We start from the raw sequence: 12,804 nt of genomic DNA on the forward strand, positions 1-12,804 counted from the left end.
CCTCCTTTCTGAGAAGAAACACATGCAAATCCCAAACCAACTTGTACACTAAAAGCAAAGTTTCAGGACCGGTTCTAAAGAAATGCGTTCTTCACGGGCACACGGTAGAGCAAACTGCTCTAGGAACCAGTCCGGAAACCTCTGGAATAGCCGCTTTGCTTTACGTTTGAGAGAGCAATTTTCAGTTTCAGGATCAGTTCTAAAAAGAGTTCAGGTCGACTTCGCTGGAATGAGCCAGATGTCTGTCGTTAATTCCTGTTAGACATCAACGGTCGGGCGATCCTGGTCCACAAACGGAGTTCGCTCGGAGACGCTGTAAGTGTCTCGCTCACGACCTGTATTTGCGACAATCAATTCTGCAAGCATGCCAAGTGAGAGCCCCTGAGCTCCGAGTAACAGCGAAGCGACAGAATAGAGCAACAGCGGACGACCACCAATCGGTGCTGGCTCAAAAACATGAATCATATTCATGAATATCCAGAGCACTCCCAGGTATGTCAGTCCGAGAACACCGAGCCCGAAGAAGAATAGACCGATTCCGCCGAGCATATGTTGTGGCCGCTGCCCGAAACCTGTCAGAAACTTGACCGTCAGGAGATCGAGGAAACCGCGCAGGAACCGTCGAACACCATACTTGGAGTAGCCGAACTGACGCGGACGGTGGTGGACCGGGACCTCTGCAACCTTGAAGCCACGTGCATGTGCCAGCACAGCGATAAAGCGGTGCATCTCACCATACAGGCGGACTTCTCGCGGGACTTCCACCCGGAACATTTTGATACCGCAATTGTGATCGTGCAGCTTCAATCCATTTAAAGCGCCAACCATCCAGTTGAAAACCTTACTCGGATAGACTTTATGCCAAGGATCGAGCCGACGCTCTTTCCATCCGTTGACGACATCGTACCCTTCATCGATTTTCGCAAGGAAACTCGGAATCTCGGCGGGATCGTCTTGCAGATCCGCGTCCATCATCATGATGTACTTACCACGGACGGCATTCATTCCGGCTGTTAACGCTGCCGCTTTCCCGAAGTTGCGACGGAAGCGAATCCCGAAAATGCGTTGATCCTTTTCCGCCAGGTCCGAGATAATCGACCACGATGAATCGGTCGAGCCGTCGTCAATGAAAATCACTTCAACGTTAATCGCATTCGACTGGCACACATCGATAATCTGCCGATGCAACTCTCGGAGCGATTCTTCTTCATTCAAAACGGGGATAACGATCGAAAGCATGAGAGTTTCCTGCGCGATGTTGCCTGAGTGTCTCGATCACAGCTTTGGTGAGCTGCAACCAATTCTGAGGTCCAAACAGTAGCCGCTGATCCGAAGGCGAGAATTCAAAAGCCAAAGTGGATCTGTGCGTCCAATCCAGAATCAGTGCGCTACCTGAGTTCCGGAAACATGATCGAATGAACAAAACTTGCACACTTAAGTTGTGCAAGACTTTTAGAACCGAGTTCGAAAACCTCAATTTGACCTCTCAAACACTGAGAAAAGCCTCTATCGCAAAGATTTCCGAAGGAGGACCTAAGATATCCACTTACTACGGATCGATGCTAGCCCGAATTGCCCACCTCTGATGATTGTTCAGCCGATTGCTCTTTCAGTATGAAGTTACTCGGCTTCGGCTTGAGGCGGCTTCAAGTTCCGAGTCTCACCGAGTATTCTGTATTGATCGAAATGAACACAAAGCTGTCAAATGAACGGCTCCAGAAAAACAGAATCTGAAAAGAACGTAGAATCGATGGAAATCCTGCCTGCAATTGATCTTAGAAACGGTAAATGTGTCCGGCTCCGACAAGGAGACTACAACCAGGAAACAATCTTTGGAGATGATCCTGTCGCCATGGCGAAACGCTGGGAGGACGAAGGAGGCCAATGGCTGCACCTTGTCGACCTGGATGGTGCAAAAGCTGGCAAACCGGCAAACGTCGATGTCATCCGAAAAATTGTGGAAGCGGTGCAGATCCCCTGTCAGCTGGGAGGCGGAATTCGCAGCGAAGAGATCGTGCAGTCGATGTTAAAAGATGTTGGCCTCAGCCGTGTCATCATCGGAACGCAGGCGCTCAAAGAACCGGAATGGTTCAAAGAGATCGTTCAGAAATTTCCGAATCAGGTCTGTCTGGGGCTCGATGCTCGAGACTCAATGGTTGCGACCGAAGGTTGGCTGGACGTCTCGAAGACATCCGCTCTGGAACTGGCAAAAGGATATGTTGGGCTTCCATTGGCAGCGGTTATCTACACGAACATTGCGAACGATGGAATGATGCAGGGAATCGACGATGGAACCCTGAAGGACTTCGTGCAACTTGCGGAGATGGGTCTCAAAGTGATTGCTTCCGGAGGAGTGACCACAATGGAGGACATCACCAAGCTGAATGCGATATCGAAGGAACATCCCAATTTGATCGGTGCGATTACCGGACGAGCGATTTACGAAGGAACCGTCGATCTCGCCGAAGCTGTTCGTCTGACATCAGCTTGAATATTGTGAATTTCATATTGCCCCAGACTCCATGTCTGGGGCTCACCGGCTAGCCATCATGAACCAACCGAACATCCTGCTCGTGATCGCCGATGGAATGCAGGCGGGTGCTGTCGAGCCGAACCATCCCTGTCTCACACCAAACCTGACCGCCCTCGCTGATCGAGGAGTCCGATTCAAAAACGCTCACACAACATGCCCAACTTGCTCACCAGCACGAGCCAGTTTAATGACCGGGCTGTTGCCGCATAACCACGGTGTTCTCGAAGTGGAGCATGGTCGCGACGAAGACCAATCTGTGCTACGAACACAGTACCCGCATTTTGCTCAGCGACTTTCCGACGCGGGCTACTCGACCGGGTACTTTGGGAAGTGGCATATCGAACGAACAAACGATGTTGCAAAGTTCGGATGGCAGGAAAGTGTTGTCAAAGGGGCCGAGCACGTCAAAGGACTTGGTCGCGGAGACCGTGGTCCACAAAGCGTTCAAATCGATGAAACTTTGCGGGGTGAAGTGAGTGGTCCAAAAGGATACCGCACCGTTTTACATTGGGGCATTACAGATACACCACTCCTTGAACGCTACCCCGGCACCACCGTCCTTGATGCCGAAGACTATCTACAAAAAGCGACAACAGAGCAGTCTCCCTGGTGTTGTTGTGTCAGCTTCTCTGAGCCGAACGAAGCACTTGTCGTCGGTCGGGAAACGTGGGACCAATACGGAAATATCGACATCCCGTTACCGGTCAATTTTCAAGATGACCTTTCGGACCGCCCCAATATCTATCAACGCCAGCGAAAGATCGGAGCAAACCTTTCGGATGAACATTGGAAGTCTGCGCGAAGATGCTACTTCGGTCGGATCACAGAAGTCGATTCCCTGCTGCCGCGTCTTCTCGCTCCCATCGAAAAGGCAGGCCAGCTCGAAAATACCGTTGTTGTCTTCGTCGCCGACCATGGTCGATACGTCGGCGGACACGGTTTTGATGCTCACAATTTTGGGGCGTTTGAGGAAATCTATCGCATCCCTTTGATTGTCGCTGGGCCCGAAGTCGCCTTAGGAAAAACTTGCGAGGCGTTTGTCAGCATCGGAGATGTTGGCGTCACGCTGAACGACTTGGGACAGGCTGAATCGATGGCATCCCCCGATTCAAATTCCTTCAAATCATTGCTTAGCTCACCCGATGACATCCCGGAAAGATTCCAAACGGGTTACGCTGAGTATCATGGAACACGATTTCCGTTGATGCAAAGAATTCTTTGGGAAGGCCCTTGGAAGTTTGTCTTCAACGGATTCGACTTCGACGAACTTTACAATCTCGATGATGATCCGCACGAAATGCAGAATCTCATCAACGAAGAAACACAGCAAGACCGTATTCAAGAGATGATGGCGAAACTCTGGAAGCGAGTTCGAGAAACAGGAGACCGCGCCATCCTTGAGTCTCATTATTTTTCCATGCGATTTGCTGCTGTCGGGCCAGATGCCTCAGTCGAATGATCGGCTCGATTTGACCTGCAGCCAAGACCACTTAAAATTCATTTTCCGTATTTCTATTTTATTTTTCAACTTTTGACTTTGCTTGTAGAAGAGGTGCAATATGAAAATCGCCCAAGTTGCAGCCGTCATGTTCACATTACTTCTCTCCTTGGGAATCGTGCTGTGGCTGGCAGGTTCAGCCCCGACAACAGTTCGTGAGAAGGGAACTGAAGAAAACGCTCCGGATGCCCCCATTGATACACCAACGGAAGAGGGCGTCCACAACGTCAACCCATTTACTCCGACCACAGAAGGACCACAGCCAAAAGTTGTGATTGAAGCACTCGTCCATGACTTTGGTGTGATGGCACTTGGACAAACCGGCACTCACAACTTTGTAATTCGAAACGAAGGAGAGGCTCCCCTCAAATTGGCCAAAGGGCAAGTTCAGTGCAAATGTACTGTCAGCGGACTTCAGGATGAAGAAGTTCCTGTTGGCGGTGAAGCTAAGATCCATTTGGAGTGGACTCCCAAGTCGATGGGACCATTCGGTCAGGGAGCAGTTATCTGGACCAACGACCCTGCCAATGAAAAACTCGAACTGCGAGTCGAAGGCGAAATGGTTTCCGAGATCAACATCAACCCGGAAAACGGTTGGATTCTCGCCAATGTCCCCAGTGGGCGTCCCACCAAAATTGGAGGAGGGATCTCGACTGGCCTCCACGATTCGTTTGAGATCACTTCAATCGAGACAACATCTGATCGCTTGACATTCACCAGCAAACCGATGTTGCCAGAAGACCTGGCAGCGCAAAATGCAAAATCGGGCTACGAATTGATCGGAGAATACAACCCACCAGACGAGGCTGGAAAATTCCGTGAAACAGTGACAGTGAAAACGAGTTTAGACAAGTACGCAAAAATCGTCTTTAACGTGACTGGAAGTCGCACAGGCCCCATCGCGATTATTGCTTCAGGCTGGATAGCCGGAAAGCGACTCCTCAATCTCGGCAGGGTCTCTGAAAAGGATGGAAAGAAGCACCGTCTGACGATGATGGTCGAACCGTTCGATGAGGAGCTAAAAATCCTCGAGTCTCAGATTCAACCTGACTTTATCACTGTCGATTTTCAAGCTGCTAAAAATAGTGAAACAGCATCACGCCATCGCTACACTCTCAACATCGAAGTCCCTCCAGGAAGTCCAGCTGGCGTATGGCGAAAAGACTCTCAAGGAAAAATTGTCCTGACAACCAACCACCCAAAACTCAAAGAAATCATTATCAACCTGGAAATGGTGATTCAGTAGTTCGCTCTCAGTAGCCAGCATCAGCCGTTGGCCAATGGTTTGGCGTCCCCCTGAAGATCGTTGAACTGAATCCGACAACAGCTTCTGCGGATATTTCCAGAACCAGTCCGAAAGCCTCCGAAACAGATGCTTTCTCCATATTTGAGAGAGCAAATTTAATTTTGGTCTTTACGTTCTGGCACTTGGCCAGCAGCCTATGAAGTCATCAAGGTGAACTTTATGGGCACGACAACTATTAAAACTGCTCTCACTCATTTGAACATTCTCAACTTCACACAAAGGGTATCTCATGCCGTTTCAACGTCGCGACTTCATCAAGGCTGCCGCCGCTTCCGTTCTAATCCCTTCCGTTGGTCTTGCCTCTGATCGCAGTCGTAATCGACGAAATTCACGAAGACGCCAGACAACCGGAAATGTGAGTTTCGTCACCAATCAACCCGCCGCAAACAAGCTCAAGCTGGGACTTGTCACCTACAACTGGGGAAAAGACTGGGACGTCCCGACGGTTATCAAGAATTGTTCGGAAACGGGTTTCGCTGGCGTCGAACTTCGCAGCACTCACAAACATGGTGTGGAAATCACACTCGACAAGAAACGTCGCGAAGAGGTCAAAAAACAGTTCGCGGATAGCGATGTGACTCTCGTTGGACTGGGAAGTGCATGTGAGTACCACGCTGCCGACCCAGCTGTTGTCAAGAAAAACATCGAAGAGACAAAGGCCTTTGTTCGACTCTGCCAGGATGTCGGTGGCAGTGGTGTGAAAGTCCGCCCGAACGGGTTCCCTAAAGATGTTCCAATCGAGAAGACATTGGAGCAAATCGGGAAATCACTCAACGAAGTCGGCAAGTTTGCAGGGGAGCACAACGTCCAGATTCGTGTCGAAGTCCACGGACGAGGAACGAGTGAAATCCCGCACATGAAGTCGATCATGGACATCGCAGACAACCCCAACGTTGCTGTCTGCTGGAACTGCAACCCGACAGACCTCGTCGGCGAAGGATTGGAACACAATTACAATCTGTTGAAAGACCGTATGGGGACAATTCATATTCATGATTTAACAAATGAGAAATACCCCTGGAAAGAATTGTTTCCATTACTGAAAGATACAAACGCCCCCTCTTTCACTGGTTGGGCACTGCTTGAAGATGGCGCAGTCCCGAAAGACATCGTCGCTGCGATGCACGAAAACCGGAAAGCATGGAACGATCTGGTGAAGTAAACCGCATCGGCTTAATGCAAGGTGGAGCACGTACGACGGGACTTCAATCCCGTCGTACCACCTTAGAAAATTCGTTGAAGAGCCGCATCGCTTGAATCACCTCTCAATGAATGAATCCGTCTTGAGCGAATGACTAGACCGAAGAATTTAACATGAGCCGAATCATCCCCGAGCTAGAGCAGTTTGCTCTACCGTTTGCCCGTGAAGAACGCATTTCTCCAGTAAAAATGCTGTTCGCCACGAGGCAGAACCTGCGAACCAGTTCGAAAGTTGCTCTATTGTTGGTGAGCCTGTTCAGCCTGATGTTCGGAGGAGACTCCCTGCAAGCGGAATCCCAGCCGCCGAACATTCTGATCATCACAGCGGATAACCTTGGGTACGGTGATTTAGCTTGTTACAACCCGGACTCTCCGATCGTCACTCCGCGGTTGAACGAACTTGCACATGAGAGTGCCCGGCTAACAAGCTTCTATACCGCCTCGCCAACCTGCACCGTTTCGCGTGCCTGTTTACTGACCGGGCGAGTCCCACAGCGACATCGATTAACGAATCAGTTAGGCGGACTCGCGGGGAACTACGGTATCGGACTCAATCAAAGCGAAATCCTCATTCCCGAGGTGCTGAAAAAGTCGCCGACTCCATACAGCACCGGATGTTTCGGAAAATGGAACATCGGATTCGCACCAGGATCGCGACCGACTGAGCGAGGTTTCGATGAATTCCTCGGCCATGCTTCGGGGAACATCGATTACTATCACCACATCTACAACGGCAAGCACGATCTCTTCAAAGGGATTCAAGAATTTGATGCCGATGGTGAGTACGCAACCGATCTCTTCGCTGACGCTGCTATCGATTTCATCAAACGAAAGTCGAAAGCAGATGCCCCCTGGTTTTGTTATCTCCCCTTTAATTCTCCACATTTCCCAAACAAGAAAAACAAACAGCCGGGACAAAAATTTGAATGGCAAGCTCCCGACCGAGCGTTTGAGCCTTATGAATTTGGGCCGGATGAAACGGACGCACTGAAACGTTACTACGCAGTCGTGACTTCGCTCGACGAAGCGATCGGACGCGTACTCGACTCACTGGAAGCTGCAAAGGTCGAGAACCAAACGTTCGTCTTTTTCTTTTCCGACAACGGAGCGTTCCGCCTGAACCGCAAAGGACTCGACGTCGGCATCAATTCGCCGCTGCGAAGTGGCGGCGTGACCTGTTGGGAAGGGGGGCTGCGCGTGGCAGCGATGGCTCGATGGCCCGGAAAAATTGAAGCTGGAACAATTATCGATGAGCCACTCTGGTCTCCCGACCTCATGGTCGCTTGTGCCCAACTGGCAAACACGAACTTGCCTGCCGATGTTGTATACGATGGAAAGAACCCGTTACCCACTCTCACGCAACAAGCCAAGTCGCCTCACGAATCATTTTATTTTCAGTACCAGAAACATGCTGCGTTGCGCAGGGGTGAATGGAAAATTGTCCGCGAAAAACCGACTGAGATCTGGAAGTTGTTCAATCTCAATAAGGATCTCCAAGAAAAAAACGACGTCGCAAAACAATTCCCTGAAATCGTTCATCAGCTGGTCGATGAAAGAAAACGCTGGGAAGATTCCTTTTAACGTCCGCTCGGCACTCAGGAGAAATGTCTCGATTTTGAACTAGAGCATCTTTCGAATTGGTGTTGGGACCTTGCCTCGAGACGAACAGCAGTTTTGCTGGTAAAACGCGTTCGACACAGGCACAAGAGACACGGAAGTGTGCTAAAGATATGTCAAACCTTCGAGCCCCTGTATTCATTGGAACTGCGTTTGTTCTTCTTGGAGCGACAGGGATGTATCTATTGCTGGAATCACAAAACGGAACGTTCACCGGAAGGCTCAGCCACCCTCTGACAGCGCACGCTCCGATCTGGGGGATGACATTCGCCGGGATGCTCGGGCTGGGCATTTGGCTGTTGTGGAATCGATCTCACGCGCAAACCACTTGGCGCCCCACGTACTCGGGACGGCGATTTCGAACGATTGTTCTCTACACGCGCAGCGGATGCCCATTGTGCGACGAAGCGGCAGAACTCCTCGGAGCGTATCGCCGCTGGCTGCCACCAACCACCGAAGTCGATATTGATCTCGATCACGATCTCCAGGAGCGACTCGGGGAAGAGATCCCTGTTATTCAGGTGGACGGCAAAACACGCTTCAAAGGCCGCATCAGCGAAGTCTTGCTCCAACGCCTCATCGAGGGCACGCCACCACTGGCTTGATTCATTCTCTTGAAGTGAGATTAACTGAGGTCAACAACATAGGTGTTCGCCAGCCGATCATGCAGGCATCTGTGTTCGTCACTCAGAATGAAGAGAATGTCAACAAGCCCGTAGAAGGGGAGAAAACTGATGAGCTGATTGAGAATCAGTCGCACTCCCACAGTTTTCCCCCACGTGGCGGGCCGCCCAGAGTCATAATCATAAATGCAGGTATTAACGACGATTTTGCCTATGGTTTGACTTCGTGTTGCCAGCAGGAACACTTGAAGCCCAAACGCGCTCCCCAAGCCAAGTACGACCAGCACAACCAGCATCGGCATGTTACTGTCGATATCAATATCATTCATGGCGGCAAACATTCCAAACAGAAATGCCGGGAGAAAATATGCCATGAAATAAACGAAACCATCAATAATGGCTCCCAAAAACCGCTTACCTAGATCAGCAATTGGAGCATCTTTCTTCGACCGCTTCTTCTTCCTGCTCGAACTTCGTGGCGGGCGATACGGTTGGTCATATTCGTCTTCCTCGTAGCCGTAGTCGTCAGCCAAGCTTCCGAAATCGTCCCAGTCATCTTCTTCCTGCGAAGGAACTGCCACTGCATTACTACATTCTTTGCAGCGAAACTTTCTTCCTGCTTTGTCATCCGACAGACGGAACTCACGAAAACAATTCGGACACGAGACTTTGATTACCATGAAAAACACCTTGCAAACTCAGAGTGGTCTAAAGCAAATCTAGAACCTGGTCAGAAACTATTGAATTACCACTTCCTTCCGGACCGGAGAGAACAAATTTAAGTTTCCGGAGCAGTTCCAATCGTGTCCCTTACGTTCAGTTCGTGGCGAGCAGCCGATGGAGTCGTGAAAGTGCTTTTCATGTAAACTACAAACATTGAGAAAACTCTTAGTTAAAGGACGTTTTCGTTCTGAATCACTCGAACTCATCCCGAACCTTATGGATGTTTAAGAGAAAATAGCCGCCCAGGATCGTCCCGATCGGAAAGCTGAACAAGTAGAAAGCAGAGACAATCTGGCAAAATGGAATTCCCCAGGAGCGTCTGTTGAGGACCGCGATTCCAGAGACGAGCCCGCCACTCCCCAAAGGCAGCAAAACGAGCGAGAGGATCGGTTCGCGAGAGAAAAGTGCGAGACTCGCGATTGTGAACATCCCCCCTATGACCACATAAAGCACACATATCGCCCGGATACTTCGTGACACGTTCTCATGATTGGTGTTGCGAGATTGGGAAGACTTACGCCTCTTTTTCCGGCTCGAACTTCGTGGCGGACGGTACGGCTGATCAGAGTCATCTTCTAGATCGTCTTCGTCCGCTAAGCTTCCGAAATCATCCCAGTCCTCTTCTGCCTGACCTGGGACGCTGACCGCTTCGCCACATTCCTTACACCGAAACTTTCGGCCAGCCTTGTTTTCAGAAAGGCGATATTCGTGCGAACACTCCGCACAGCTGACTTTGATAATCAAGGCCCTTTTCCCCACCCGCTTCAAAACGCTTTGACAGACGAAAATATTCTAGCGAGCGCTTTAAAGGTCTGACAACTTCGGCCCACTCCGGCTTGCCGCTTGAAGGCAATTGCAGTCACTCAGCAACCGCAGTCTTGTGAGCATCGGTTCAGCACACTGTCTTTAAGATCGCTCTCCACATCGTTGACAGTCGATCCCGAAATGTCATACGAAGTGTTTTGAAATCAGTCAACGATCCCTAGAAATCCAGTCAGGCTCACATGCTCTCTCGAACCACTTTTGTTGCTCTCGTTTTATTATCATGCGCGTCCCTGAATGCTCAAAACGCGTCCTCCTCCGCTTCGTCCTATCAGATTGAAGAGGGAATTCTCTATCGCACAGGGGATGACCTCACTGACGGAATGAAGAAGATGTGCCGGCTGGACATCTATTCGCCCGTGGACGCAAAAGACTTTCCGACGGTCGTCTGGTTTCATGGAGGAGGACTCACCGGCGGAAAGCGAAAAATTCCGGAGCAACTGAAATCGTCGGGAATCGCCGTTGTCACTGTGGATTACCGATTGAGTCCAAACGTCAAGGTGACTGATTGCATTGACGACGCCGCAGCTGCTGTCGCCTGGACATTTCGTGACATCGAAAAATATGGCGGAAGCCCTGAGAAAATTTTCGTGAGCGGACACTCAGCCGGAGGATACTTAACGAGTATGCTCGGTCTCGATAAAAAATGGCTGAAGGCGCACCAGATTGATGCGGACAATATCACCGGACTGATTCCATTCAGTGGTCACACGATCACTCACTTCACGGTCCGGGCTGAGCGCGGGATCGATGGCAAGCAACCGATCATTGACGAGATGGCACCGCTCTTTCATATTCGCAAGGATGCCCCACCGCTCTTGCTGATCACCGGTGATCGTGACCTGGAACTTCTCGGCCGTTATGAAGAAAACGCCTACATGTGGAGAATGATGCAGGTCATCGGGCATCCAGATACAGAACTCTTTGAGCTGGATGGATATAACCATGGCGGCATGGCTGGCCCCGCGTTTCCGCTGCTTTTGAAATTTGTCAAAAAGCATGCGAAGTGAAGCATCACGCGCAGGCGTCGTGTTGTCACGGGCGAGTGAGCAGCACGACGACTTCTGCGCAGATCGCTTCTTCTCTTCCGACCGGGCCAACCTTCTCTCCGGTTTTCGCCTTCACGTTGATGTTCTCCGAATCGACGTGCAAGAGTTCCGCAATCCTTTCACTGATCGTTTTTTTATAAGGCGACAGTTTCGGTTTCTGCGCGAAGACGATGCAGTCGGCATTGCCAACTTCCCAGCCATCAGCCTGCACTTTCTGCATCACCTGGTTCAAGAGTTCTGCAGAGTCAGCCCCCTGAAACATCTCATCAGTATCGGGAAACCACTCTCCGATGTCCCCCCAACCGAGCGCTCCGAGGATGGCATCGGTCAGTGCATGCAGGAGAACATCTCCATCGCTGTGTGCCACAGGACCATGTGAATGCGGAATATCGACTCCTCCGATCACCAACCGCTTGCCCTGTTCGAGTCGATGTGTGTCATGCCCTAAGCCAACGCGAAGCTTCATTATGTTCTTTCAATCAATGTCGCTGCGACTCGCACAGCCAATTGTCATGCTGGTCTTGATCACTTTACAGGCGTGACTGCTTTATTGGTCTGACTGTGATTTCACTTTTGATGCCACATATCAAACCAAAGAGCACGAGTGTTCGAATACTCACAACTAATTTGCTCCACACGTTGCAGAACAAACTCCAAGTTCACCCTTATATTCATTGAAGTTTACTCAGTGATCAACGTGTGTCTGCTTGCCGTTGAGCAAAGTTCAAAATTTGATGGCTCTGGACATCAACTTCTTGAATTTATTTTAAAATTTTTCTCTCGCCCTCTTGCCGTTCAATAGAGCAAAGCAAGAATGAAGTGCGGCCAAACCACTGAACATGAGTTCCGTAACAATTGCGCAACTGTCCCAGATTCGCAACACGTCAAACTTCGCCAATCCGGCCAAACTTGCCGAACAACTCATTTTGAGCGCATTCTATTTTGTAACCTCGTTGTCCGCGACAGTCTAGAATTGCATGCCTTACAAGAAAAGAGTCGCTCGGCGCGGATCAAACTCTTTTCGCACACGAATAATTAAGTCGCAAATAACCATAAACAAAGAACTTACAACCTAACAAATCCCCACCAGGCAACTTTTGGCACGGTCCGTGCATTAGATTTCTCATGTCAGGCGAAGATTGATGTCAAGACCAATCAGCAGCCATGAAACGACAAATCTTGACAAAATTTCCAAGGATATGGAGAAAAAGATGTTAGTTCTTACTCGAAAAAAACACGAAACGATTCAAATTGGCGACTCGATTGTCATCAAGGTGATATCAACAGGACGAGGCAAAGTGAAGATCGGAATTGATGCCCCTTCAACAACTCGAGTTCTTCGAGGTGAACTCGCGCAACTCATCGCAGATAACGAAACACGAATTTCTGAAACATTCGTTTCACCAGAAGCAACCGTTAAATCTTAAGCGCCA

Annotated in this window: 12 protein-coding genes; 8 read left to right on the forward strand and 4 right to left on the reverse strand. The window is 50.0% G+C overall.

Annotation, left to right across the window (positions count from 1 at the left end):
- Positions 1-258 precede the first annotated feature (258 nt).
- Positions 259-1,239: a glycosyltransferase family 2 protein gene (locus ACN0YR_RS13225; RefSeq protein WP_417849709.1), complete on the reverse strand. Its 981-nt coding sequence runs from the start codon at positions 1,237-1,239 to the stop codon at positions 259-261.
- A gap of 511 nt (positions 1,240-1,750) precedes the next feature.
- On the opposite strand from ACN0YR_RS13225, the gene hisA reads away from it, so the two are divergent.
- The 6 genes from hisA (at position 1,751) to ACN0YR_RS13255 (ending at position 8,759) form a co-directional block, all read left to right on the forward strand.
- Positions 1,751-2,491: a 1-(5-phosphoribosyl)-5-[(5-phosphoribosylamino)methylideneamino]imidazole-4-carboxamide isomerase gene (hisA, locus tag ACN0YR_RS13230; protein ID WP_417849832.1), complete on the forward strand. Its 741-nt coding sequence runs from the start codon at positions 1,751-1,753 to the stop codon at positions 2,489-2,491.
- Between the two features lie 31 nt (positions 2,492-2,522).
- Positions 2,523-3,992, forward strand: a complete 1,470-nt coding sequence (locus ACN0YR_RS13235) for a sulfatase-like hydrolase/transferase (protein ID WP_417849710.1) — start codon at positions 2,523-2,525, stop codon at positions 3,990-3,992.
- Positions 3,993-4,092: 100 nt separating this feature from the next.
- Positions 4,093-5,277, forward strand: a complete 1,185-nt coding sequence (locus tag ACN0YR_RS13240) for a DUF1573 domain-containing protein (RefSeq protein ID WP_417849711.1) — start codon at positions 4,093-4,095, stop codon at positions 5,275-5,277.
- Positions 5,278-5,566: 289 nt separating this feature from the next.
- On the forward strand, positions 5,567-6,499 hold the full coding sequence (locus tag ACN0YR_RS13245) for a sugar phosphate isomerase/epimerase family protein (protein ID WP_417849712.1): 933 nt from the start codon (positions 5,567-5,569) through the stop codon (positions 6,497-6,499).
- A 152-nt stretch (positions 6,500-6,651) separates the two neighbouring features.
- Positions 6,652-8,118 carry a sulfatase-like hydrolase/transferase gene (locus tag ACN0YR_RS13250; RefSeq protein ID WP_417849713.1) on the forward strand — a complete coding sequence of 489 codons (1,467 nt, stop codon included), beginning with the start codon at positions 6,652-6,654 and terminating at the stop codon, positions 8,116-8,118.
- 149 nt (positions 8,119-8,267) lie between these two features.
- Complete coding sequence (locus ACN0YR_RS13255; RefSeq protein WP_417849714.1) at positions 8,268-8,759, forward strand: glutaredoxin family protein; 492 nt, start codon at positions 8,268-8,270, stop codon at positions 8,757-8,759.
- A gap of 20 nt (positions 8,760-8,779) precedes the next feature.
- On the opposite strand, the gene ACN0YR_RS13260 is transcribed toward ACN0YR_RS13255, so the two are convergent.
- Together ACN0YR_RS13260 and ACN0YR_RS13265 are read right to left on the reverse strand one after the other, a co-directional pair.
- The gene (locus ACN0YR_RS13260) at positions 8,780-9,358 is read right to left on the reverse strand and encodes an RDD family protein (protein ID WP_417849715.1); all 579 of its coding nucleotides are present in this window, start codon (positions 9,356-9,358) and stop codon (positions 8,780-8,782) included.
- Between the two features lie 334 nt (positions 9,359-9,692).
- Positions 9,693-10,244: a hypothetical protein gene (locus ACN0YR_RS13265; RefSeq protein WP_417849716.1), complete on the reverse strand. Its 552-nt coding sequence runs from the start codon at positions 10,242-10,244 to the stop codon at positions 9,693-9,695.
- Positions 10,245-10,504: 260 nt separating this feature from the next.
- Here ACN0YR_RS13265 and ACN0YR_RS13270 point away from each other — a divergent pair, with 260 nt between their 5' ends.
- Positions 10,505-11,332 (forward strand): alpha/beta hydrolase, encoded by an 828-nt coding sequence (locus ACN0YR_RS13270; RefSeq protein WP_417849717.1) that lies wholly within the window; start codon positions 10,505-10,507, stop codon positions 11,330-11,332.
- Between the two features lie 25 nt (positions 11,333-11,357).
- On the opposite strand, the gene ispF is transcribed toward ACN0YR_RS13270, so the two are convergent.
- A complete protein-coding gene (ispF, locus tag ACN0YR_RS13275) occupies positions 11,358-11,837 on the reverse strand; it encodes a 2-C-methyl-D-erythritol 2,4-cyclodiphosphate synthase (protein WP_417849718.1) in 480 nt (159 codons plus the stop codon).
- Between the two features lie 745 nt (positions 11,838-12,582).
- On the opposite strand from ispF, the gene ACN0YR_RS13280 reads away from it, so the two are divergent.
- Positions 12,583-12,798 (forward strand): carbon storage regulator, encoded by a 216-nt coding sequence (locus tag ACN0YR_RS13280; RefSeq protein WP_417849719.1) that lies wholly within the window; start codon positions 12,583-12,585, stop codon positions 12,796-12,798.
- Positions 12,799-12,804 lie beyond the last annotated feature (6 nt).

The organism is Thalassoglobus sp. (genome assembly GCF_048270125.1).
In the GTDB taxonomy this organism is placed as follows: Bacteria; Planctomycetota; Planctomycetia; order Planctomycetales; family Planctomycetaceae; genus Thalassoglobus.